The organism is Microcoleus sp. POL10_C6, from assembly GCF_036701585.1.
Lineage (GTDB): Bacteria > Cyanobacteriota > Cyanobacteriia > Cyanobacteriales > Microcoleaceae > Microcoleus.
The window spans coordinates 1-23,364 of sequence record NZ_JAUBRB010000013.1; the positions used below are offsets into that span (position 1 = coordinate 1).

The following is a 23,364-nucleotide window of genomic DNA, read 5'->3' on the forward strand; positions in this document are numbered from 1 at the left end:
GAGCTGGGTGCGGTGAAAGTCGCACGCCCAGATCTAACTGAGAGGGGCGGGGAATAATATCCCCCCTCGACTCAACCTGTTTCCGAACGTCAAGCTTGTGCTGAACGATTTGTATGAGATGGAAACAAAAGTGTTGAGTGATGTTGAGTTGGGTGTTCTCACCTTGTGCTCACGCCTGTGACTAAACCTTGCAGCAGTTACGCATCGTCACAGAACTATAAGGGCTTGTGGCAGGTTCATCAAACTGGATAAGGTTAGCAATCGCTACAAGATTTGGAGCAGCTTTCCAAGCGTCTAAGTCTTCAAGATAGCGAATCCCGTATTCGTTTACCGGAACTCTGCTAGCCGACGATCTGGTTGCAGTTGAGCACACACTGGGTTCAATGCGAACTGTTCGGTTGTTACTTTCATAGCTGCGACAGCAAGAGTAAAGCATCGGTACAAAAACTTTACTTTGGACTTTCCCTATCACACTTCACTCTTAAGATAGATGACTAAAACTTAAAGGTTTTAAGAAAGATTATTTATGTTAGATCCGCTTTGAATCTAGTTTTACTTCCACCCTTGCGATTACCTTGGTCGCCGGCAAAGGAATTGAACAGGCAGCTTCGGAAGTAATAAATTTTATTGCGAAACTATTTTAGTTGATCAATTTTTTTTCCATCACCAAAATCTTATCTTACTCTTGTAGTAGGTCGGCTCTGTGGTCATAGCCGATGCTCAAAAAGCGAAGAATATCCTTGCCTATTTAATATTGTTTTTAAGGTGAAAGAGATGACAGATTCTCAGATAGCCAGTCCTGAAATACTGGCACCTCCTCATAGACGATTAGCCCTGGGTCTTCCGGCGTGGCTGGTGCTAATCTGTATCATTGCTTTTACCGCGCTACTGGCAGCAGGGGCTGCCATCTGGAAAAATGCTCCCCCTTTACCCGATGTGATCCAGTCTCCAAAACAGGAGATTGTGATCACAAAAGCACAGATTCAGGATGGTCAAGCCACCTACCTAGCAAGGGGTGGTCAGCACATCGGCAGTATTTGGGGACATGGTAGCTACCTCGCCCCCGACTGGACAGCAGATGTATTGCATCGCTGGGGATTAGCCACCGCCGGGGTTTTGCACAACAATGACCCAGCGATGAGCCAGAGTGATTTAGAAGCATTGCCTGCACCAGAACGGGCGGCTTTACAAGCGAGAATCAGTGAGCAATTCAAAACCAATCGTTATGACCCGAACACCCATGAATTGCTGCTGACCGATGCTCAGACACAAGGACTAAAACAAGTCTTTGCGGACTATGAACACCTGCTGACCTACGGTTCCGTCATCCACTCGATTCCGCATGGCTGGTTTAAAGAGCCATCCCAGATTCATGATGTCACGGCGTTCTTTGCCTGGACTGCCTGGGCCGCTGCCGCCAATCGCCCCAACGCGACTTTTTCCTACACCGCCAATTGGCCCCACGACCCCCTGATTGGAAATGAACAACCCGGACAATTCATTCTGTGGTCAATCATTTCCGTGGTGCTGCTGATTGCCGGAACCGGTGGATTTCTACTGCTTTACTTGACTCGTGAAAGTGTAGACGATCTCCAGTCGGTCACCACTCGTCCCACCGTGCGAATCCCGACGGCCAGCCAGAAAACCACCTCACTCTTTTTTGGTGTGGCAATGGCACTATTCATGGTGCAAATGGCGATGGGAATGGTAACGGCACACTATGCCGTTGAAGGCGATAGTTTTTATGGCATTCCCCTAGCACAATTTCTTCCCTATGCGGCATCCCGCACTTGGCACGTGCAACTGGCGATATTTTGGATTGCTACCTGCTGGTTAGCTGCAGGACTTTACTTTGCGCCACGCTTTGGAGGCATTGAACCGAAAGGTCAGGCGGTGGGAAACCTGGTGTTGTTAGGTGCTTTGACCGTTGTAGTCGTGGGTTCCCTTGTGGGGTCATGGGCTGCCATTCAAGGGATTCTTGGCGTTGAAGATAGCTTTATGTGGGGGCATCAAGGCTATGAGTATATTGAGTTAGGGCGGGTCTGGCAAGTTCTCCTGATTGTAGCGATGGTGTTCTGGCTATTCCTGATGTACCGTGCCTTCCGTCCGGCTTTACAACAGGAGAAAAGCCCGACAGGATTAAGTCACTTTTTCCTCTACAGTGCGATTACGATTCCCCTGTTCTACTCGGTGGGACTGTTCTACACAAACCGGACTCCGTTGAGTATTGCCGAATACTGGCGCTGGTGGGTGGTGCATCTGTGGGTAGAAGGCTTTTTTGAAGTGTTCGCCACGGTGGTGATTGCCTACTTATGTAGTGAGTTAGGCTTCTTGAAAAAGTCCTCAGCATTACGGGCAACTTATCTGACCACAATCCTCTACTTGGGTAGTGGTGTTGTGGGAACGCTGCACCACCTGTATTTTTCGGGGACTCCGGTGTTTATTGCGGCAATTGGGTCGGTGTTTTCTGCCCTGGAGGTGATTCCCCTCACCTTGATTGGCTTTGAGGTGTTGCAAACGCTGAAGCTTTCACGGGAGGCGGAAGGTTTCTATCGCTGGCCCCTACGGTTCTTTATTGCTACATGCGTTTGGAATTTGGTGGGGGCAGGGGTGTTTGGTTTCCTGATCAACCCGCCGAGTATTCTCTATTACTCCCAAGGCTTGAATACAACCGCTATTCACGCGCATGGAGCGTTGTTTGGGGTGTATGGGTCGCTGGCGTTAGCACTAATGTTGTTTGCCCTGCGCGAATTTACGCCGGAATCGGTATGGAATGAGAAGCAGCTAAAGTTCTCGTTCTGGTTCCTGAATATTGGTTTGGTGGTGATGCTGCTATTTGGGCCGATTCCGAATGGTTTTTACCAGCTTACCCAGTCGATCAATTACGGAACTTGGTATGCACGGGGTGAAACGGTGATGGGTTCCCAATGGATGCACTGGACGGTTTGGACAAGGGTTCCTGGTGATGTGATCTTTTCTGTTGGGGCGTTGGCAATGTTTATCTTCGTGGTGCGAGCGATTATTGCGATTTTCCGCACTCCCAGTCTACCAAGTCAGGAAAAACCTTATCCCACTGAAGGCTAAATCTGGTTTTTTAGCTTCAGGATTGTGGTCAAATTTTTGATTTTCTTGAGAATCCTCGAAATTTTATTTCGGGGATTTTTCTTTCACAAAGCTGACTTTAATGTTTAGGTTTTCTCGCCACACATTCGATACTTTGTTTTTAAGAGGGCGATTATTCGAGATCCCTCATGAGCGCGAGCGATGACTATAGGAAAGCAGCGATCGCCGACAAATCACGTCCTTACCCTGCTACACATCACCCGCACCGCATTTTGGTACGGTTGGCAACACCGCCGATACTTCCCCCGACGCTCACACGCCAGCAGAGTTCACTCGGCAAGCTCATCATGGCGTTGCCAGAGCATTTTCGGTTTCTAGGAATAGCTTTGTACGGTTTTCTTCAATGCGAAGTATCCCGATTGTTTCGCACTAATTCTGGCAAATACGACTAACCAAGTGGGGTTATCCTGACTGTTCCTCCCACTTAGAAAGCGGCATCATGATAACTGTAAGCAATGAGCTTCAACCCAAACATTTCTTATAAAGCATTACCTTTGAGGTGACACATTATGTTGATGCGCTACTGGCAACCCTTCACAGAAATTGAAACCATCCGCGAGCAACTCGATAAAGTATTTGACCAACGGACAGCAACGAGAGATAACTCAGAAGCCACTTGGATGCCAGCTCTAGAATTGGTTGATGCTGGGGACAATTTCCTATTAAAAGCGCAACTGCCTGGAATTGACCCCAAAGACATTGACGTTCAAGTCACTCGCGAAGCAATTTCTATCTCTGGCGAACGTCGTTACGAAAACACAGACGAAAAATCTGGCTACGTCCGCTCAGAATTCCGCTATGGCAAATTCCACCGGGTGCTTCCCTTGCCCGCACACATTCAAAACGACTCTGTGCAAGCTGAGTACAAAGATGGCATTCTAACGCTAACCCTGCCCAAAGTGACTGAAGCTCGCAATAAAGTCGTCAAGATTAACTTAGCCGAAATTGCTGGAACTCCAGCGACTCCCGCTTTGGAACAGGCTAACCAATAACGATGGGGTAAGCGTGTTTAGTGGTGAACTCAGTACGCAGAAAGGCTGTGCTTAATTGAGTGAGGTCAATTTTCCTTTCATTGAGCCTGATTGGATTTATCTAACAACAACGGAACTGGAAAAGTTGATACCGGGAGCGACCATTGCTCTCGGTATTCTTTATGTAAAAAAGCCGAGCGAAAAGTTAGCTACAAATGCCGTGAACTGACGCTGATTCCAGTTAGTCTGTCAAAATATTTCACGCTTGTCGGCACCAATTTTATTGAGTCTGCTCTCGCAGAGAGAGCATTGGCGATCGCCGGACAGCATCAGCTTATCTGTGGTAAAGTAGCACAGCTAGACAGACCCTGCCAGCTCAAGCGCAATAGTTAAAGCGTCTCAACCAGGTGATACATCAATTCCGAAAAGCGGCCCGATTTGATGTGAGTAAAGCATCTGTCCAACAACTGATTATTTTCTACTTTCCCAATTCCTTAATCGATAATTAGCCAATGAATATCCATACCCTCTTGAGCCAAACCGAACGCCAACGGGTAAGCGATGGAGCTGTTTTACCCATCTTGAGCGGCTGCGAATCCTCTATGAGGCAATTGGTGCTGTTCTTGCCACAATTGGGAGATTTCGACAGCCTTGAATATGCTTGGTGGTTGCAGCGGGACGCTCAACGGCTTGAAACACGAGGGATAGCAATCCGAGCTGTGGGAATTGGCTCGCTCTCCTCGGGTCAGCGATTCTGTGGCTATACAGGATTTCCTGCCGACTGTTTGTTTGTAGATCCCAGTGCCCAACTGCACCAAAAACTTGACCTGTATCCAGGTTTATCGTTAAAACTACCCGGTTTATCGGCTGCTATGAATGCTTACCTCAATCTATTGTTCATGTGTTCCGGGATTGGTAGCCCTGGCACTCTGGCAGAAGTATGGAGAGGATATCGAGGCGACGCAAGAGCACCTCAATTAATTGGTGATGATGAAATTATTCAGGCTTTCCCTCTTCCACCCCTCAAAGGCTCCACTTTCCGGTGGGCAGGTGGCAAAGGTTTCCAGCGTCCATTTGAATTGGCAACTATGCGGCTGCGGAATATGGGAGAAGTGCTGAGTAATTGGAAAACCTATGTTCCAAATGCTGCTTATCTCACTCAACGAGGTGCAACTTTCTTGTTTAATGCTCAGGGAGATTTAATTTACGAGCATCGAGATCGCGCCATCCTTGGTTTCGCTGCTGATATGAGCAATCCCCTGACATTTCTCTCAGAAATGGTGGGTGATGGAGACTCGCTGGGGCAGGGCGATATGCACTAACTACCGCCCTTATGGTGTGCGGCTGGCAGGGGGTAAGAGCGGTCGATAGCGAATGGGCATGGGCTTACGGATAGGGGGATTCATGCGATCGTACTCAATCCCATCATTGCTGCTGGCAATTTCTTGCTTACCATATTCATCCTGTTCCTCCAGAGTCCAACGGGAGCACCTCTCCTTTCCAATTGAACTCTACCCAACCATGTCGCCCCGGTTCTTCCCGCCCTTGTCCGTCAACTAGCAAATGCACAAAGTAAAGTTGATTGGTTGGCTCAAGACCACCAAGAAACCAGTTATCGTCAATCTCCGCCTTTACGTTAGCTTCATCAAATTGAATGCCAACTTGTGAAAGCGTAGCCATCGCCATTTGCCTTAAAGTTGCCTGATCCATCCCCTTTTCCTCGTGATTGAGAGATGTCAACCGCAGCCACTGAGGCTGTGAACTTCCTCACCCCTAACATTACTAAAAACCCAAACCAAAACCCCAACCCGCCCCGCCCTGCCCAAACTCCCTGAATGCGAAATCTTGTAAGGATTCAGGTCTGAAAGAAGGGAATAAGCTCAGGCCGAGCCAAGTCACAAGAATGGGCCTCTAGAGCCTCACGGAAAAAAGCCATTACTGAACGAGCTTGAAAACGACAGGTTTGAATCACACTCAGCAGATTAGCCGTTTCCTCAAATCGTTTCATCGAACGAGAGCCGCCAGAAACTTTCCGTTTCGTGACAGCTAGCCGTAGGGAACGTTCTGCTAAATTATTATCAGGAGGCACCGAGGGGTCATCCAGAAAATACCACCACTGTTTTGCCTTATCCCGTAAGGATTTGAGTAACAAACCTGCCGCATAACCAACTTGGTTCAACCAAGTGGCAAGGGCTTTATTCAATCGTATTTTGAAATCCTCAGCCCAGGAGTCGTAGATAAGTTGCTCCTTCGTCTTTCGCCAGGACTCATGGGATCTAAAAGCTTCATCAATTAATGACAGAAATATTTGAGCGACTGCTGCATTATTATTGTGGCCCGGAAGTCCCAGCACTTTCTTGAAATGCCGCCGTAAATGAGCCAGACACTTCTGTTGGGCGGAGACTTTCCCACCATTATAAACGCTGAAATCATCTGAGCTTAAGACTCCAGCAAATTCTTTACCCAGCATGGTTTCTAGTTCCACACGGCCCCTGGTATCTGCGGCATGAAATAAACAGAATCCTTCTCCACTAGCCGTCCATAGCCATTCTTTAACCCCCATCACACACGGGGGGCGTTTCATCTACATGAACGTTTGATTGTAGAGGTGTCCATTCCCACAGTGCTTTGAGCGCTGGTTTGACTGCTGCTGCTACTCGTTGATTGGTTTTTTGGAGTGTTCCTACTCCTACTTCAATCCTGCCGAGTTCCCACAATAACGAGCGTCAGCTTGGAGTAGGAAAGATGCCCATAATTGCCAAGCCAGACTAAGAGTGCTTGGAGATTAACGCTCAAGTCAAGTCAAGGAACTATTCAAGCGGGGTGGTTCTCCTCTGACTACTGCACCACATTCTAGGCATTTACACGATTGTGTCTGATATTCGACGACTTCAATTGGTTTTGCTACTAGACTTGCTACTTGCGGTCTGTGGATGTTAATTACTTCACTTAATTCTTGACTACCACAATTTTGACAGATGTTGGGTGAGCTAATTTCTGTTCTGTCTACTCGTCCAAACCCTTTTCGGGTTTTTCCCTGATGACCCGGTTGTCCGCCTGGTTTCTTTTTTGGGTCTGCTTCTGGTTTGACTGTTGGTTTCTCTGGTTTTTGGAGTAGATCCGTTGATGGGGGTTTGGATGAAGTCTGACTGGTGGTTCGACTTTTGCCCGTAGCAATCGCTAGTTTTTCTTGCAATTGTGCAATGATTTTTTGCAGCCCCAGTACCATTTCTACCAGTTCAGCTTGGCTCCACTGCTCGATTTCGGTTTTTTCTTTCTGTCTGGTGGCTGCGGGCTTTTTCATTTGTTTATTTTACCAGCTTTTGACACTTAAGTCTTTTTTGACCTGAATCCTTACGAAAACACAAAATATTTGGCAGATGAATGACAACTAGAGAGTTCATATTTGGCTAGATTTAAGGCAATCAGACTGGCATTAAAATGAAAATCAAGCGGTGGTAAATGACGAGCTTGATAATCAGACAATCCCGTAAAGTGTTTAGCATCACGAAAAATAAATTCGATTTGAAAACGAGCCTGATAATATTCAACAATTTGCTCAGGTGGTAGATGAATATCAGTGCTAAATAATAAAGTATTTTTGATTTGACCATTGGCTGGAACCTCAGAAATACAAGCCCAGCTAATTTGGCAATTTAAACAACAAATCGCTTTGTACTAATGTATATAATGAAACTCCCGGTTTTATTTATTTAACAAACTTAATACGACTCAGATCTTGGCAGTCAACCTTGTCATAAACTCTTGTGATATCAAGCTTTGAGCTTTGAAATTCCTGTTTTTTGCTAGATTTTTTTGACCAGCTATTCTTCGGTTTTTGTTGCAGTTTTTTCAGGGGCTTTATTTGAGGACGTGATGGAGTCTGTTGCACGCTTAAGCTATAAGATAAACGAGTCTCAATTTCGACAATAGAAATCACATAAATTTCCAATCCCTGTTCCGATTTACCAGCTACACCATTATAAAAATAAGCCTTGCCGTCAGTTTTTCGGCCACTTTTTATTAAAAAATAACAATCAATAACAGCAATGACTGTGTGTTCAGGATTTAAAGCTTGTTCGAGGAAATATTGATTATTAAATTGTGGAAAATTAAAGCTTTTGAGAAAGTGACGACGCTAGGTTTTTTCGCTCAAACAACTATAACGACTGAGATTTGTGAAGTTGACCTAGCCATAAGCCAGCAAGATAGTTGAGAATAAAGTGATTAAAAACTTCTTTTGGGGTTGACTAATCCCTGGCATTTGTTGTAAGATGGATTCAATGATTTTCATAAGGCAATCTGTTGAGCTTGTGTGTTTTTATAGCTTAACCGAAAAGAGTGCCTTGTTTTCTGTTGATTTTGGGTTCAGATTGCACTCACTTTTTTCACTTCTCTGCTGCCAAAGCGATCGCCTCCCTCTTTAAAAACTGTCCGGAGTATTGTTGAAGCGACATTATATTATAATAAATTCCCATGATTTAAATATTAATTATTAGGTTAGTCGGTGTTCGTGTGATTCACAACCTTTCCTAATTACCGACTACGAATTACCGATCGCCACTGAATAAATATTGGTCACAGATAAAAACAACTGCACAGCAGTAAACTGCGGTATACCTGACACTCCGCAAAATTAAATGTAGGATTAAGTGTTGCCGTGAATCAGAAAAAAAAGATGAACTTATCCACTATTTGGCGAAAACTCCGCAGCCAGCAAGCCTTCTGCTTGGCTGTACTCCTGGCAGGTTGCCTGGTATTTATCGGTTGTTCCCCCGCACAGTCAACGGCTGGCAATTCAGTCGATCCCAAGTTGAAAGAGCAAGTCTTGCAGGTTATCCGCGAAAATCCCCAAGCAATTTTAGAGTCGGTACAAGCGTACCAGCAACAACAGCAGCAGTCTCTCAAAGCAGCGCAGCAGTCATTTTTGCAGGAGATGAAAACTAATCCCAAATCTTCGATAGGGGATTCTCCCACCACGGGTTCAGCTTCGCAGCAGATTGTACTTTTAGAATTCTCTGACTTTCAATGTCCGTTTTGCGCGCGCGCTCACGATACTGTCAAGCAGTTTATGGCAAAACACCAGGACAAAGTTACTTTAGCTTACAAGCATTTTCCCTTGACTTCTATTCACCCTCAAGCGCTGCCAGCAGCTAAAGCAGCTTGGGCGGCGGGCCAGCAGGGCAAATTCTGGGAATATTACAGCGCTTTGTTTGAAGGGCAGAAAGATTTAGGCGAGCCCTTGTACGCATCGATCGCCCAAAAGCTCAATCTAAAATTAGATAAATTTAACACCGATCGCAACAGCCCCGCTGCAGAAGCCGCCATTGCCAAAGACGTGCAACTCGCTCAACAACTAGGCATTGAAGGCACTCCCTTCTTTATTATGAACGGCAAAACTTTCTCCGGGGCGATCGAGCTTTCTGAGATGGAAAGCATTCTCGCCTCTGTCTCGAAATAAGTAATTCCTGACTCTTAGAAACCGAGTCTAAAAATGCGTTCCCAGCCTGCGTTGGCTGGGAACGAGAAAAACCAGAAAAACTCGAAAAATCTTTGATTAAACCGCAGCCAACTCAGGAGTCGGACGCTTGCTGTGGCGGATACCCTCGATCGCGGCTGCGTAATCATTCGCCTTAAACACAGCAGAACCAGCGACGATCGCATTTGCGCCGGCTTCCAGAACCTGCCAAGTATTGTTCCCCTTCAAACCGCCATCTACCTCAATCCAAGGATCGAGGCCCTTGTCGTCGCACATTTTACGCAACTGGCGAATTTTCGGCAAAACAGCCGGGATAAAACTTTGACCACCAAAGCCCGGATTGACGCTCATAATCAGCACCAAATCGCAAAGTTCCAGCACGTACTCGATCAACTCCAGCGGCGTCGAAGGATTCAGAACCACACCAGCCATTTTGCCCAATTCCCGAATTTGGCCGAGGGTGCGGTGCAAGTGAGGCGAAGCATTGTGTTCCGCGTGAACCGAAATAATGTCAGCACCAGCCTTAGCGAAGTCCTCGACGTACTTCTCCGGCTCCACAATCATCAAGTGGACATCGATCACCTTGGTAGTAACGGGGCGAATTGCCTCAACAATCAGCGGCCCGATAGTAATATTAGGAACAAAGCGACCGTCCATCACATCTACGTGAATCCAGTCAGCCCCAGCTCGATCGACAGCCTGAATCTCTTCTCCAAGACGGCTAAAATCGGCTGATAATATGGATGGAGCAATAACGATGGGTTTTTGGGATTGGGTCATGGCTAAGTCTGTTCTCCTGTCTGCTGTGCTGTATCCAGTTTATCAAAATACGGGTCTCCGGGTCGAAAAGTTGCCAACGATCGGTCGCGAGATGGGGAGGGCAGAAAAATTTTGCCTCTGACAGACAAGTTGGGCGATCGCGCACCACCCCAGCTCTGGGAATTTTGGTTTAGGATATAAATTTTCCCTCTAACAAATAACTTGTGTGCAAAATCTGACCTTCTGCAAATTTTGAGTACCGAATTATGAAAAGAACAGATCCCTTAGAAAATCCTGAACTCGATCGTGCCAGTCTGTTTGTATTAATGATCCCAGTCATCGGCTTTTTCCCCGCCCTGTGGACTCTTTACCGCCGTCAGGGCAGTCCCGAACGCAAAGCCATCAGCCGCTTGGCAATTGCCCTTGCTTTTAGTTGGCTCTTAGGACATATTCTTTTAGAAGCTGGAGCGATTTCTGCGGAATCTCCGACACTTCCCATGTTATTAATGAGTAGCCTGCTAACAACCAGCTATTTCATCGTTGCTCTGGGACTGATGGTTCGCCTCTGGAAGCGTCAACCACTATGGTTGCCCGGAATTAGTCGCTTAGCCGAGCAAGTAGTAGGCAAACATTTATCATAATTTAGGGTTCTTTTAAGCCCCTACCCTATTGATTGAGTGCGTCTTCAGCTTGATACTACATATTGCCATTATCTTTTTTATTTTTGTTGTGTGTGAGGAAGCCAGTGCCAGCTCAAAAAATTCCTAATCAAGACCCTATCCAACAATCCACTGCTCAACCTGCAACCAAAAAAGCTTCCCAGCCCCATCGAGGTCGCTGGCTGGGTTTTGGTTTTGGTTTGGCTGGAGTAGCAATGCTCTCAGCCACAGCCGGAGCATTGCTAGCCGTCTCCCTTTCTACAACGCCGCTTCAGCAACAAAAGTTGAGCCCTGAAGAAGCAGCAGTATTTTCTCAAGGCGACATGGCAAAGCTCAACATGAAGATGCCGGAGCTGACTCGCCCAGTTAATATTTTAGTTTTAGGACTTAAAGTTCTGACCTCTGACATCGAAGGAGGTGTCAACAAAGATGTCGGATACGAGGTTTGGGAAAACTCATTTAAGGGCTTAACCGATACCATGCTGTTGGTTAGGTTTGACCCTCAAAATAAAAAGTTAAGCGTGCTTTCCATTCCGCGAGACACCCGCACCTATGTTGAAGGCAGGGGGGTCGTGAAAATCAACGAAGCTAATTACTACGGTGGCCCGGCTTCGTCAGCGAAGTCAGTCAGCGGACTCCTTGGCGGTGTGGGAATTGACCGCTACGTCACAGTTAATATTCATGGCATAAAAAGTTTGGTCGATGCCCTGGGTGGCATTACTATTAATGTCCCTAAAGACATGAAGTATACCGATAACAGCCAGCATTTATATATAGATTTAAAGGCTGGTAAGCAAAAACTCAACGGCGAACAAATCGTGCAATATTTGCTTTATCGGCACGACGATTTGGGCGACATCGGGCGGGTGCAGCGCCAGCAATTGTTGATGCGGGCTTTTGTGGAACAGGAAGTAAATGTAGGTTTGCTGTCTCGACTACCGAAGATTTTGTCGGTGGTTCAGTCTCACCTTGACACGAATTTGAGTATAGAAGAATTGGTAGCTTTGGCTGGTTTTGCTACTCAAACCGATCGCACTGGCGTGCAGATGTTGATGGTTCCCGGCAAATTTAGCGATTCTAAGGACTACAAGGCAAGTTTTTGGTTGCCCGACCAATATGCCATCGAAACTATGGTGGCGGAACATTTTGACTTCGGCCAAAATACTTGGACAATTGAGAATGCTGATTCGACTTTTCTGAATGTGGCGATTCAAGATAGTACCGGAGATCCATCGGCTGTTGAAGATTTTGTCAATAATTTGACTCAAGCCGGTTATCGGAATGTTCAGGTTTATAAAGCTTGGCCGGAACCGCTGGAAGTAACTACTCTAGTAGCTCAACAGGGCGATATTAAAGGTGCTCAAGCGATTCGCCAGTTTTTGGGTTTTGGAGATGTGCTGGTTGAGAGTACCGGTTCTTTGCAGTCCGACGTGACAATTAGATTGGGTAAGGATTGGTTGGAGAAAAAGGCTCACTCCGGCAGTGCAGCTAAGTCTTTTTAAACTGGGCTTTAACCGCAGTATTTGTAGGGACACAGCAATGCTGTGTCCTCTTATTTTCTGTTGGTATGAGAGGGAAGCGATCGCTTTTTGTCGATTTACTGTACTATATTTTTTGGTGATAATGAATCACGATCGCCATAGCGATACTTCCCTCGGCAATCTCAACTGAAACAATAATCAACGAGGGAAAGCTTAAAATATTTTATAAAGGTAGGGTTGATGAACAAGGGTGCTAAAATAGACCGGCAGCGGGAACATCAGGCAAATGAACGCACCTTTCTGGCATGGTTACGAACTTCACTCGCTTTAATTGGTTTTGGGTTTGCAATCAGTCGGTTCAGTTTATTTCTCCGTCAATTTCAAGCTACAGTGACTCAGCAAGAAGTTTCCTCCCCTCCCTTCTTCAACTCAGAAACTTTAGGGCTGAGTCTGGTCGTTTTTGGAATTGCGGTCATTGCCTTGGCCGCATGGCGTTATAATCGAGTTTTCTGGCAAATTGAGCGAGGTGATTATCGCCCAAATCGTGTGCTAGTTTGGATTCTGACTGGAGTTGTAATGATTTTAGGAACGTTAAGCATTCCGTTGTTGCTATGGCGAGAGCGCGGAAATATAGCTCCCACTTCAACTCCTAAAAACTCTCAATTCTAAGTTAACCCGATCGCTTAGCTAAAGTGGAAATAACTGCAACCATATCATTAAGATTTTGTGCATCTAGATTGTCTATGGTGTTCGAGAGATGGGGAGAGAGTTTGATGGGGAGAGAATTTGACGATTTTCGATCGGGTCATCGAAATATACAATTTAAATACTGTACAACTTACAAGCGGAAGCAAGTGAAATGAAGTAATTAGCTGTCTGTTTATGGACGAACAGCGATTTATACATTACAACGAGCCTTTATTGAGGAATATTCGCCAAGAGGGAATGTCATTTCTTAATAAGCCTTTGACGGGCGGGCAGGATGCCCACCCCACAAAAAAACTTACTCTTTGTGGAACAGGCATCTTGGCGGTTCTGGAGAATACTAAAAGATTGCAATTGCGAGCATTTTCATCTCCTTTAACTTACTCTACCACCGCCCTCAAACAGAATACTTAAATCCCCGACTTCTTCAAGAAGCCGGGGATCTAAAACAAGAAAACAGCCCCTACAGATTAATGACTACCCGCTCCAGCCGCCCGTTTAAACGCCTCATCCAACACTTCCGAAAGCGTCGGGTGCGTGTGCACTCGGAATGCCAAAGTGTTAACAGAATCGCGCTGGGCGATCGCATTTGCCGCCTCCTGAATCAAATCCGAAGCGTGCAAACCGAAAATGTGAACTCCCAACAACTCCCCAGTATCTTTCCGGTAAATCACCTTAGCCATACCGTCGGTTTCACCCTCCGCAATAGCCTTAGAATTTCCCTTAAAATAACTCTTGACAGAACCGACCTCAAACCCTTCAGTTTTTCCTAACTCCTTCGCCGCAGGTTCAGTCATCCCCACATAGCTAATTTCCGGGTGAGTAAACGCCGCCGCCGGGATACTCAAATAGTCAACTTCGCGCGCACGGCCACAAATATTTTCCACTGCGGCAATTCCCTGGGCAGACGCAGAATGCGCTAACATCATCTTGCCATTAACATCGCCGATCGCCCACAAATTTTGCACCGGTTCTCCCGCCGCCAAAACCTGCATCTTATCGTTAACTGGGATATAACCGCGCATCGTTTCCACGCCAACAGTTTCTAACCCCAAATTCTTGCTCACCGGCACCCGACCAGTTGCTACCAAACAAGCGTCAACTTCCAAAACTTCGACAACTTCCTTAGTTTTGAAATCAGCTAATTCAATAATTACCGGCGAACCAGGAATAATCTTCTTGGCCAAAACACCTACTTTTGTTTCAATATCGCGGGGTGCAATTAACACTCGTTCTGCTAATTTAGCAATATCCGGGTCAAAAGTCGGCATCAATTGGTCTAGAGCTTCAATCATCGTAATTTCGCAGCCCAGGGCTGTGTAAATATCCGAAAACTCCAAACCGATATAGCCACTGCCAATAATTGCGATCCACTTCGGCAGCGATTCCAACCTGACAGCATCATCGCTGGTAAATACAGTTTTGCCGTCAATTTCTATCCCAGGGGGGACGAAGGGAACCGAACCGGGAGCGAGAATAATATCCTTGGCAGTAATAGTTTTCTCGCCTTTATCGGTTTCGACGGTAATTTTTTGAGCACTGGCAATTTTGCCCCAACCTTGGATGACATCGACGTTCAAACGTTTGAGGCTGTTAGTCAAGTCGCCGCGAAGTTTGCTAACAATAGTATTAGCGTGATTGGCGATCGCCCCGCGATCGAAATCCACACTGCCCAATTGAATACCCAAAGTCTTTAGGTGGTGGGCATTCCGCAAATCTCGCACTCGCCCGGAAGCCGCCAACAGCGCCTTCGAGGGAATGCAGCCGCGGTTGACGCAAGTCCCGCCCATGTCGCCCGCTTCGATAATTGCCACTTTCAGCCCGCAGCTAACCGCGTGTATCGCCGCGCCGTGTCCGCCCACGCCAGCGCCGATAATTGCTAAATCGTAATCAAATCCCTGAGTCACCTTAAAATCTCCTAATGCCTTTGAAATCTTAGGACTCAAGCAAAAAACACCGTCTCTGGGTCCTTTCCGGGTGGCGCGTTGCCATCGCAACCCTTGAACAGCGGTAATAGTTGCATAAGTCCTGTCTCCTTATTCTCGACTAGACTAGGGTTAATTAGACAACGAAAGAGCCGTAACTGAGATTTTTTCAGGGTCAATGATTTTGAGCTGGGTCTGCACCAAGTCTCAAATCACTCAGTAGGCGGGTGTAGAGTTAAATATAGTTTGAAGGCTGACAATGCCCGCTACAGGTTTTATAAGGGGCAGCAAGTTCAGCAGCAGGCATTCCACCGTCCGGTTAAATTGTGTCCGCTTGCTTGTTTTAGTCGGGTTTTCATGTCTGCACGCCTTGGGGGCGGGCAGAGTTTGCTGGCAACTTTTAGAGTCTATGGAGTGGCTTATGACGGATGACGACGACCAGAAAGATTTACGCCGGGCCTCGGCTCAATCATTTTTTGAGTCCCTGGATGAATTGTTCGATTCTATAGAATCGAACAGCACTCAAGCTGCACAACCGAAATCTCCACCGCCTCCGGCTAAGTCTTCGAGTCAGTCTTCGAGTTTGCCGAAGAAGACTAGACCTGCGAAAATTAATTTGTCGGATTTTGAAGATGCGATCGCCGATTTGGAACAGTTTATCCAGAGCAAACACCAGAAACGCCCGGAATCGAATCAATAGTGCGATGATACATTTTCAAGTAATGACTGTTGACTGTTGACTGTTGACAAGTGAAAAATTTTAGATTAATGTTTACGCTCCCAGATGTATCTGTGGAGTCAATTTTTAATGTGAAATTCGGTAGCATAGGAATTATTCATCTCTCTGTTCTCTGACTCTGTGTCCTCTGCGGGTTAATCAGACCAAAGCAACCAGAATTGATATCAATCTAAAATCTAAAATCTAAAATCTAATAGCATAGAAATGATTCATCTCTCTGTTCTCTGACTCTGTGATCTCTGTGTCCTCTGCGGTTTAATCATTCCAAAGCAACCAGAATTTGTATCAATTCCAAATCTAAAATCGACGGGCTGTTAACGGTGCTTTCGGCTTAACCTGCTTAGGTTGCACCTACAAAACATTCACATTTGCTGGAGGATTGGTTTACAAGAATCAAGCCACATAAATTAGCTCAATTTACTATTAATAGCCTTATTTTTAGGTTTTGAGTGCTGCGGTAATTGCCTCGATCGCACTTCTATCGCCCGATCGCCGATCGCACTCACAGGCAACTCCCATTCATCAATATCAATATCATTGCGGAACTTCACCGGAATATCAGCACCGTTAATAATCGCTCCCAACAGTCGCGGCCCGGATTTATGCGAATCCTCATCCTCAGATTCCAGCAACTGATCAGCAGCCTCAGACAACATACTAGACAAAGTGTAACCAGGCCGCGCCACCAAAATCATACCGTCCGTGTACGGTTCCAGCGTCAGCGCGTCGTTGCACTCGCTCAACGCCGGAGAATCCACAACCACAAAATCAAAGCGGTTGCGAACATCCTCAAACAATCTCCGCATTTCGCTGGATTCTAGTACGGCCGAGGCCTGTCGCAAAAAGCCGGGACTCGGCACAACGTATAGGTTCTCTACCTCGGGAACCAAAAGGACGCACTCGCTAATATTGCCGTAATAGTGCAAAGGTTCCACAGTCGCCAGAGGATCAGCAGCAATTTTCAAAGATTCAACGTTAGAAGGCGATCGCAAATCTGCTTCAATTAGCAAAGTCCGTTTACCCGATCGAGCCGATGCAATTGCCAAATTGTAAGCACTAAAACTTTTCCCCTCCAAAGGCGCCGCCGAAGTCAGCAACACCACCTTTACCGGTTTGTTCCCGATCCGGCGCAAATTAGTACGCAACCGCTCGTAAAATTCCAAATAGGGAGAATTTACCTCCAGGGCCAGAGGCATTTCATCGCCGTAGGAATCAAACACCGTCACTTCAGGCAAAACTGCCAGTATCGGCACCTCTTTTTCCACCAAGGCCGCCCGCACTTCTTCCCAACTGTAAAACTTGCCGTTGAGCATCCCCAACAAAAATATCAACCCGCCGCCCAGCAGCAATCCCACAAATCCTCCCACCGCCAGCATCACGTGCAAACCTCTTTTGTTTGACTCAACGTCATCAGTTTGCGGAGATTGGGCGATTCTCAAACTCCCCGTTGTCTCAGCTACCGCCGCCTCAGCATCTACCAAAGCCGACAGCATCTTGTCGTAGAGAGCTTTTTTGAACGCCACTTGCTGGGCTAAACGGGCTTGTTCTAACTGCTTGTTGGGGATTGTCGCGTGTTCTCGACGCAATTCTTGTTCAGTTTTCTCGATTCCTTGGAGTTGCTGTTGCACCGTATCCCGCTGCGTTTGCAAAGCAATCAAAGTTTGAGCTAACTGCTGTCTGGCCGGATCTAAAGAAGAGTCTACCCGAATTCGATCGGCACTTCTGAGCGGAGCCGCCACCCCGTTACCGCCTAGTACCTCAGACTGCCGCTGCTGCAACTGCTGCTCAAAAGCAAGTTTTTGTTTAAGCAATTCTACAATTTTCGGGTGTTCCTCCTGCAAGTCGCTGCGGAGAATTTTGAGCTGAGATTCGATCGAAAACAATTGCACTCGCAGTTGGGCAATAATTGGATCGGCAGAGAGTGCTTGAGCGACGTAAGCTTGCTCCACATTCAATCCCAAGCGATCCTGCAAACTGTTAATTTGAGCTTCAATTCCTCCCAACTGCACGCGGAGTTGCCGCTGCTGCTGTTGGATGCTGGTAATCGCTTGCGGCAAAGCACCGCTCTGAGCTGCTAAAATTGAAGTTCCTTCTCGTTTTTCGTAGGCTTCAAGTTTTGCTTCCGTCTCTCTGAGTTCCTGAGTTACTTTCGGCAAACGCTGGTTGATTTGGGTGATCGTTTCTCGCAGTCTAGAAGTATTAATATTTTTGCTGTGTTCCACCATTTCGTTCATCAGCGTCTTTACTACCGCTTCTGCTTGTTTACGATCGGCATTTTTGTACAATATTTGAATCAAAGCGCTGGGGTCATTATTCTTACTGGGCATCTTTATTTGCACATCTTTTCCCAGCTTGTCAGCCAAAGCTTGTACTTTTTCCCCTTCTTCTTTGTTTAATTTTCCTTCGGGTTTGATGAGTTTTTTTGCTGCTGGTTCAACCACCCTTGTATCCAGCAGCATATCTTTAGTTATTTCTTGTCCTTCCTGTTGAATTTTAGTAGTAGTCGATGAAAAAATCACGCTCGGTCTGTCGTAAGCCAGCGTACCTATGGCAACGTAAACTGGCGCCGCCTTTGGCTGCATGGCCACTACTCCCGACACGCCCACAGTCACCGCGAGAGTAGCCAGTCCCACCCACTTGTATTGGTCAAAAGCAATTAAATAACGTTTAACAACGGATAAAGTCATGACGATTTTAGATTTTAGATTTTAGATTGCTAATTCTTAACGATAACTAATGACTGCTGACTAATTCTACAAAGCCCCCAAAAACCTTAGAACTTTCGGTCTGTGATTAAAACCCATATCGCCTAAGTCATTCCCCATCTTAAATCTAAAATCTAAAATCTAAAATGGTATGACTACCTATCATTACGTGACGGGCCGAACAAATCTGTTACTCCATTTCTCAACTGCTCAAAGAACAGAATAAATCCCAAAGTATCCCGGAATGGTCGAGTAAAAGTATTGATTACATAACCAATGCGCTCTACCAAATTCCTACCAATCACAATCACATCATTATCTTCGAGCATCGGGTTCTGAGAAACATTGCCCTCCAAAGCAGCTTTAGCATCTATCGAACGGTTGATTGCTCTACCTTGCTTTTCGTCGAACCGAATCAGGGCTATTTTCCGCAAGTCAGCAAGATTAACAGGCAAGTTGTTGAGAGCATCCAAAAACCTGCTGCCATTTTCTATGTAGAACGAGGTCAAACCACCACTAGCGTAACTCAAAACTCGAACGTAGATCCTGGGCTTAATCAAAGTAGACCGCGAAACCAGAGCTTTGTCGTAGTCTAGGTTTTTGGTACTAGCGTCCAATTCCGGGATGACAATCACATCTCCCGATGCCAAAGGAAAATCGAACAAATCGTTACCGTTTGCTAGGGGAGTGTAGAGGTCGATTGGTTCCTCCACCGAGGAGCCGTTCATCAGCGTCCGCCGCACTCGCACCTCCCGCAAATCGGCTTTTCCCGTGACTCCCCCCGCAATCACCAAAGCAGCCGAAATTCGACCCGAACCCGCCGGAAGCGTGTAAAAACCAGGTTTGCTGACTTCTCCGGTGACAGTGATTTGGACGGGGACAGCAGCAGCAGCGAGGCTGTACCTGGATGCTAAATCTTGATCGGATTTGCGATCGGGCGTAACCTGTTTATACGGTACGACGATCGCATCTCCATCTTCCAAACGCAAATCCGGTGGAGCAATACCAGTTTGCAACGGTGTCAAAATATCAACAACTTGCTCCGCCACAGCACCTCCCGGCAGAGTCCGCCGCACCCGCACCGCCCGCAGTTCCGCCGTAGGATTAGTCCCAGCAGCAGCCGCCAAAGCAGCAGGAAGCTGGGGGGTTTGCAGCGGATAAAAACCCGGTCTAGCAACTTCCCCCGTCACCGTCACCACTACGGGGCGCTGAACCAGCAAAGCAGCCGAGACTTGAGGATTTTTGATAAATTGGCCAAAGCGCTCCCGGAGGCGCTGCTGTGATTCTTCGACAGTAAGACCACGCACATTTACTGTTCCGATTAGCGGCAGTACAATTACGCCTTCAGGGCTGATTGGACCCGTAAAACCTAGCTCTGGGAAGCGTTGAACTTGAACAGAAATCTGGTCTCCCGGCCCGAGGCGGTAGGGCCGATTCCGAAAAGCTGGGTTAATATCCCGGTTGAAATTGGCAGGGGGCGGTGGCGGTAAACGCAATGGCGGTGGCGCCACGAGGCGCTCGGAACCAGGAACAACAGATTGAGCTAAAGCCGTTTCCGAAAAATTTTTGCTATTAAAACCCCAGAATACAGCAGCAAAAGATAGAGTCCAAGCAGTTGAATGCAGGCCTGCCAAGTAAAAAGCGAGGCGATTTTTAATAGTGGATTTTTGCCGCATTTTCAGAGGATTTAAAAAAGTAATATTTTGAATAATGGTCTGACTTGTAAGTTTCATCTAAATATAGCGACGATAAAAAACAATAAGATATTTTCGGGGCGAGTTGAACCCGGATATTTACTAGGAATCAGTTGATTTTGGCAAAACCTCCCCACCCTCTAGGCTGATTTATTTGCACCTACCTGCTTACTCAAACCGAAAAGTTTCTGTAATTAATTTAGCCTGAACACTTTCACCCAGAGATTCGAGCAAGGGTTGAGCTATCTTAATGTCGCCCTGCGGTTGAATGGGAAGGATAATACTGACAGCAACCCAAGAGGCGCGGCGGTTCGACAGTCTAGCAATACTATCTTCCCAAAACCAGCGGCTGGTTGTTGGAGAACCCCCGTTAGGCCAAGCGTACCATTGCACGACAGCAAAAGTTTGTTGGCGAGTCCAGCTTCGGAAAAACCTCGCCTCGACATTAGGCGGTGGCTGGCCGGGTATTGGTGCTAATTTAACTGTAAACCTCAAAGTGCGATGAGAATCGGTTTGCCACCGGTGAAATCCATCGATATCTAGCCATTCGACTTGGGGCTGGTTTTTGGGGTAATTTTGAGGTAACAGCAATAAAATGGCAATTGTTTTATCTTTTTTAATTTCTTGAACTAACCATCTGTGAGCGCCAATTTGGACGTTATTCTGAACGGCTATAACCTGCCACCCAGGAATTTTTAGCCCGTTTTGGCGCACACTTCTTAATTGCTTGAGGTTGGCAAGGGTTGGCGGGTTTGTCCAAGGCCACCTTCCCGTCGCGTAGCCGGGAATTGCTACTGCTCCAACTAATACCAGCAAAAACACCAGTACCATAATTTTAGATAATTGATACCGCTGCATTAGTTTCTGTGCTGAAATCATCTGTTTCATTAATTGCCAGACTGACTTGGGAAATACTTTTCCATCCCGTTGAGGAGAAGTACCAATAACCCTAGTATACAAGCAGAATATAAATCTCCGCCCCATCCGGCGTGTAGCCAATTAAAAAGCGCCTCTCTGCCGGTTCCGTGAAAGTAAGTTAGCAAAGTATTGCGAAAAATGTTGGAAGTGATGCTAATAATGGATGTAATCACTAAAAACAAAAGACTTTTTTTGCGAGAGTTCCAAACTCCCGTCCAATCCAGCAGAATTAAGCTGACGTAAAGACTGGTAAACAGCATTTTTAAGCCTGCACAGTGGGGAGCAACTTCTACAATGCGCTCGTTTACGTACAGATAAATTTCTTCCACTCTCACGTTGATACCAATCTTAATTAATATCCAGCCTGATGCTTCAGCAATGAATTGCTGTAAGGGCAAGGCGTAGGGTTCTATGAGGTAAGGAATGTGGTTCGGCGAGGCCAGAAATACGAACAAAAGCGGCATCACCTGCAATTTCAAGCCGGGAATTCCTTTTAAAGATAAGCAAATGCTGGCCAGCATTACGGGGAGGGATAAATTTACTAAATCGCTCAAGCGACTCAGATAAAAAAGCGTGGCTAGTACCAGCAAAAAGCCTCCCAAAGGATGCGGTGAGTTGGGCAAGCTGCGCCAGCACTTTCGGTTCATCCAAGCAATATAAGCTGCGTAGGGCAAACCAATTAGTCCGTGGCTGAAATATTCGTGTTCGATGCTGATGTTTTTGTTGAGCCAGCCGTTGTACCAGTGTACTAGCAGGGGGGCGTACAGCAGCACTAGGAGCACCGTGATACCTTCCGCCAGGAGGTATCGCTTGAAAACAATGCGAATTTTGCGCTGGATGTGCATGGTTTGAGAAGTTTTAAGATTGCCGCGCTGGATTCGCAACGCTTTGGGCTTTTGAACTGTCAGTTAAAGATTTGTTAATTCCCCACAAAAACGCTGTGAGAACCGCACCCTACTGCTGGAATCACCTGCAGCATAAGTTTTATGAACAATTAGCAATTCAATGATAGTACGATCGCCCGAACAACTTGCTCGATCTGAGTATTGCTCAATCCGGGATACATTGGCAATGATAAAATTTGTTGGCACAGGGTTTCTGCGTGGGGGAAGTCGCCCGGATTGCCTAAGTTTTGGTAGGCGGGTTGCAGGTGACAAGGTATGGGATAGTGTATGCCTGTTTGAATGCCGTGTTGGGCGAGTTTTTCCTGAAGGGTGTTGCGGTCGATCCTCTTCGAGGGCTTCGCTAACGAGCTTTCCTCAGTAATTTTGATAACATACAGGTGATAAATGTGACCGCTGCTGCTATGGTTGGCGATCGGTACAATGCCTTTGTGTTTCAATGGTGCTAGTAGAGTATTGTAGTGTTGAGCAGCGTCGGTGCGATCGCGATTCCATTTTTCTAAGTAAGGTAATTTAACATTGAGTACGGCAGCTTGCAAATTGTCGAGGCGGCTGTTGCTGCCAATTTCTGTGTGCAAATATTTGGTGGGTGCTCCGTAATTGCGGAGAGTTCGCATTTTTTCTGCGAGCTCTGCATCGTTAGTAATGAACATCCCGCCGTCGCCAAAAGCACCGAGGTTTTTGCTGGGATAAAAGCTGAAGGCTGCTGCTTTACCAATGGAGCCCGCGCGGTATCCTTCTCTGTGGGCTAAGTGTGCTTGGGCCGCATCTTCAAATATGATTAAATCGTGGCGGTTCGCAAAATCTAAAAGCTGCCGAGGCGATACCATTTGACCGTAGAGGTGTACGGGGATAATTGCTTTAGTTTTCGAGGTAACTGCTCTTTCGGCTGCTGTGAGGTCAATCAGGGCGGTTTCCGGGTCGCAATCTACGAGAATAGGTATAGCTTTGGCTTGGAGGACGGCGATCGCGGTGGCAATAAAAGTGTTAGCGGGTATGATAATTTCGTCGCCCGGATTAATGCCACAAGCTTGGAGTCCCAGAGCGATCGCATCTGTTCCACAAGCCACTCCTACGCCGTATTTTACTCCAGAAGCTGCTGCAAATGCTGTTTCAAATTCGGCGACTGCTTGGCCTAAAATAAAGTCTCCTTGCTCGATAATTTTTCCAATTGTTTCTGTTATTTGAGATTGGATTGGTTGGTGTTGCAGGGAGAGATTTACAAACGGAACTTTTGGCTGGCGGTTACTCATAAACTATCGGGGCGTAATTATTTATATTAACATTTTATTGCAGATAGCTTT

At 46.6% G+C, this 23,364-nt stretch carries 20 protein-coding genes and 1 pseudogene; 10 read left to right on the plus strand and 11 right to left on the minus strand.

What is annotated here, in order from left to right:
* The first annotated feature begins 774 nt into the window (after positions 1–774).
* The 4 genes from QUA34_RS09510 (at position 775) to QUA34_RS09525 (ending at position 5,416) form a co-directional block, all read left to right on the plus strand.
* Complete coding sequence (locus QUA34_RS09510) at positions 775–3,084, plus strand: nitric-oxide reductase large subunit (RefSeq protein ID WP_333385970.1); 2,310 nt, start codon at positions 775–777, stop codon at positions 3,082–3,084.
* Positions 3,085–3,251: 167 nt separating this feature from the next.
* Complete coding sequence (locus QUA34_RS09515; protein WP_333329809.1) at positions 3,252–3,515, plus strand: hypothetical protein; 264 nt, start codon at positions 3,252–3,254, stop codon at positions 3,513–3,515.
* Positions 3,516–3,632: 117 nt separating this feature from the next.
* Positions 3,633–4,115, plus strand: a complete 483-nt coding sequence (locus QUA34_RS09520; RefSeq protein WP_333329812.1) for an Hsp20/alpha crystallin family protein — start codon at positions 3,633–3,635, stop codon at positions 4,113–4,115.
* A 491-nt stretch (positions 4,116–4,606) separates the two neighbouring features.
* Complete coding sequence (locus tag QUA34_RS09525) at positions 4,607–5,416, plus strand: peroxiredoxin-like family protein (protein WP_333385974.1); 810 nt, start codon at positions 4,607–4,609, stop codon at positions 5,414–5,416.
* Positions 5,417–5,552: 136 nt separating this feature from the next.
* Here QUA34_RS09525 and QUA34_RS09530 read toward each other — a convergent pair whose 3' ends face one another.
* From QUA34_RS09530 to QUA34_RS09545, 4 genes and pseudogenes are all read right to left on the minus strand, one after another.
* The gene (locus QUA34_RS09530; protein ID WP_333329821.1) at positions 5,553–5,804 is read right to left on the minus strand and encodes a hypothetical protein; all 252 of its coding nucleotides are present in this window, start codon (positions 5,802–5,804) and stop codon (positions 5,553–5,555) included.
* Positions 5,805–5,949: 145 nt separating this feature from the next.
* Positions 5,950–7,398: pseudogene (gene tnpC, locus QUA34_RS09535) on the minus strand (IS66 family transposase).
* A 50-nt stretch (positions 7,399–7,448) separates the two neighbouring features.
* A complete protein-coding gene (locus QUA34_RS30180) occupies positions 7,449–7,763 on the minus strand; it encodes a transposase (RefSeq protein ID WP_333448672.1) in 315 nt (104 codons plus the stop codon).
* Positions 7,764–7,803: 40 nt separating this feature from the next.
* Positions 7,804–8,046, minus strand: coding sequence for a hypothetical protein (locus QUA34_RS09545; protein ID WP_333385977.1), 243 nt, complete (start codon positions 8,044–8,046; stop codon positions 7,804–7,806).
* A 726-nt stretch (positions 8,047–8,772) separates the two neighbouring features.
* Between QUA34_RS09545 and QUA34_RS09550 the strand changes: the two genes are divergently transcribed.
* Positions 8,773–9,555 carry a DsbA family protein gene (locus QUA34_RS09550; RefSeq protein ID WP_333329826.1) on the plus strand — a complete coding sequence of 261 codons (783 nt, stop codon included), beginning with the start codon at positions 8,773–8,775 and terminating at the stop codon, positions 9,553–9,555.
* 96 nt (positions 9,556–9,651) lie between these two features.
* On the opposite strand, the gene rpe is transcribed toward QUA34_RS09550, so the two are convergent.
* A complete protein-coding gene (gene rpe / locus QUA34_RS09555) occupies positions 9,652–10,353 on the minus strand; it encodes a ribulose-phosphate 3-epimerase (protein ID WP_006632078.1) in 702 nt (233 codons plus the stop codon).
* A 245-nt stretch (positions 10,354–10,598) separates the two neighbouring features.
* Here rpe and QUA34_RS09560 point away from each other — a divergent pair, with 245 nt between their 5' ends.
* The 4 genes from QUA34_RS09560 (at position 10,599) to QUA34_RS09575 (ending at position 13,591) form a co-directional block, all read left to right on the plus strand.
* Entirely contained in the window at positions 10,599–10,973 is a 375-nt protein-coding gene (locus QUA34_RS09560) for a hypothetical protein (RefSeq protein WP_333214506.1), read from the plus strand.
* A 104-nt stretch (positions 10,974–11,077) separates the two neighbouring features.
* Positions 11,078–12,493, plus strand: a complete 1,416-nt coding sequence (locus QUA34_RS09565) for an LCP family protein (RefSeq protein WP_333329829.1) — start codon at positions 11,078–11,080, stop codon at positions 12,491–12,493.
* Positions 12,494–12,712: 219 nt separating this feature from the next.
* Positions 12,713–13,141 (plus strand): DUF202 domain-containing protein, encoded by a 429-nt coding sequence (locus tag QUA34_RS09570; RefSeq protein WP_333329835.1) that lies wholly within the window; start codon positions 12,713–12,715, stop codon positions 13,139–13,141.
* Positions 13,142–13,354: 213 nt separating this feature from the next.
* Positions 13,355–13,591: a hypothetical protein gene (locus tag QUA34_RS09575; RefSeq protein WP_333385981.1), complete on the plus strand. Its 237-nt coding sequence runs from the start codon at positions 13,355–13,357 to the stop codon at positions 13,589–13,591.
* Positions 13,592–13,647: 56 nt separating this feature from the next.
* On the opposite strand, the gene lpdA is transcribed toward QUA34_RS09575, so the two are convergent.
* A complete protein-coding gene (lpdA, locus tag QUA34_RS09580; RefSeq protein ID WP_333329838.1) occupies positions 13,648–15,084 on the minus strand; it encodes a dihydrolipoyl dehydrogenase in 1,437 nt (478 codons plus the stop codon).
* Positions 15,085–15,523: 439 nt separating this feature from the next.
* Here lpdA and QUA34_RS09585 point away from each other — a divergent pair, with 439 nt between their 5' ends.
* A complete protein-coding gene (locus tag QUA34_RS09585) occupies positions 15,524–15,802 on the plus strand; it encodes a hypothetical protein (protein WP_333171805.1) in 279 nt (92 codons plus the stop codon).
* 446 nt (positions 15,803–16,248) lie between these two features.
* On the opposite strand, the gene QUA34_RS09590 is transcribed toward QUA34_RS09585, so the two are convergent.
* The 5 genes from QUA34_RS09590 to QUA34_RS09610 form a co-directional block, all read right to left on the minus strand.
* The gene (locus QUA34_RS09590) at positions 16,249–18,528 is read right to left on the minus strand and encodes a lipopolysaccharide biosynthesis (RefSeq protein ID WP_333385983.1); all 2,280 of its coding nucleotides are present in this window, start codon (positions 18,526–18,528) and stop codon (positions 16,249–16,251) included.
* 173 nt (positions 18,529–18,701) lie between these two features.
* A complete protein-coding gene (locus tag QUA34_RS09595) occupies positions 18,702–20,279 on the minus strand; it encodes a polysaccharide biosynthesis/export family protein (RefSeq protein ID WP_333085514.1) in 1,578 nt (525 codons plus the stop codon).
* A gap of 129 nt (positions 20,280–20,408) precedes the next feature.
* Positions 20,409–21,128 (minus strand): cyanoexosortase B system-associated protein, encoded by a 720-nt coding sequence (locus tag QUA34_RS09600; protein WP_333329844.1) that lies wholly within the window; start codon positions 21,126–21,128, stop codon positions 20,409–20,411.
* Complete coding sequence (crtB, locus tag QUA34_RS09605) at positions 21,128–22,003, minus strand: cyanoexosortase B (RefSeq protein WP_333329847.1); 876 nt, start codon at positions 22,001–22,003, stop codon at positions 21,128–21,130. The genes QUA34_RS09600 and crtB overlap by 1 nt, the downstream gene beginning before the upstream one ends.
* A 149-nt stretch (positions 22,004–22,152) precedes the next feature.
* Complete coding sequence (locus tag QUA34_RS09610) at positions 22,153–23,313, minus strand: DegT/DnrJ/EryC1/StrS family aminotransferase (RefSeq protein WP_333385987.1); 1,161 nt, start codon at positions 23,311–23,313, stop codon at positions 22,153–22,155.
* Positions 23,314–23,364: the final 51 nt, after the last annotated feature.

Excerpts from the sequence above, each read along its gene's own strand:
- QUA34_RS09510 (WP_333385970.1), top strand. The coding sequence starts at position 775 with ATGACAGATTCTCAGATAGCCAGTCCTGAAATACTGGCACCTCCTCAT.
- QUA34_RS09515 (WP_333329809.1), top strand. The coding sequence starts at position 3,252 with ATGAGCGCGAGCGATGACTATAGGAAAGCAGCGATCGCCGACAAATCA.
- QUA34_RS09520 (WP_333329812.1), top strand. The coding sequence starts at position 3,633 with ATGTTGATGCGCTACTGGCAACCCTTCACAGAAATTGAAACCATCCGC.
- QUA34_RS09525 (WP_333385974.1), top strand. The coding sequence starts at position 4,607 with ATGAATATCCATACCCTCTTGAGCCAAACCGAACGCCAACGGGTAAGC.
- QUA34_RS09530 (WP_333329821.1), bottom strand. The coding sequence starts at position 5,804 with ATGGATCAGGCAACTTTAAGGCAAATGGCGATGGCTACGCTTTCACAA.
- QUA34_RS09550 (WP_333329826.1), top strand. The coding sequence starts at position 8,773 with ATGAACTTATCCACTATTTGGCGAAAACTCCGCAGCCAGCAAGCCTTC.
- rpe (WP_006632078.1), bottom strand. The coding sequence starts at position 10,353 with ATGACCCAATCCCAAAAACCCATCGTTATTGCTCCATCCATATTATCA.
- QUA34_RS09560 (WP_333214506.1), top strand. The coding sequence starts at position 10,599 with ATGAAAAGAACAGATCCCTTAGAAAATCCTGAACTCGATCGTGCCAGT.
- QUA34_RS09570 (WP_333329835.1), top strand. The coding sequence starts at position 12,713 with ATGAACAAGGGTGCTAAAATAGACCGGCAGCGGGAACATCAGGCAAAT.
- QUA34_RS09575 (WP_333385981.1), top strand. The coding sequence starts at position 13,355 with ATGGACGAACAGCGATTTATACATTACAACGAGCCTTTATTGAGGAAT.
- QUA34_RS09585 (WP_333171805.1), top strand. The coding sequence starts at position 15,524 with ATGACGGATGACGACGACCAGAAAGATTTACGCCGGGCCTCGGCTCAA.
- QUA34_RS09590 (WP_333385983.1), bottom strand. The coding sequence starts at position 18,528 with ATGACTTTATCCGTTGTTAAACGTTATTTAATTGCTTTTGACCAATAC.
- QUA34_RS09595 (WP_333085514.1), bottom strand. The coding sequence starts at position 20,279 with ATGAAACTTACAAGTCAGACCATTATTCAAAATATTACTTTTTTAAAT.
- QUA34_RS09600 (WP_333329844.1), bottom strand. The coding sequence starts at position 21,128 with ATGAAACAGATGATTTCAGCACAGAAACTAATGCAGCGGTATCAATTA.
- crtB (WP_333329847.1), bottom strand. The coding sequence starts at position 22,003 with ATGCACATCCAGCGCAAAATTCGCATTGTTTTCAAGCGATACCTCCTG.
- QUA34_RS09610 (WP_333385987.1), bottom strand. The coding sequence starts at position 23,313 with ATGAGTAACCGCCAGCCAAAAGTTCCGTTTGTAAATCTCTCCCTGCAA.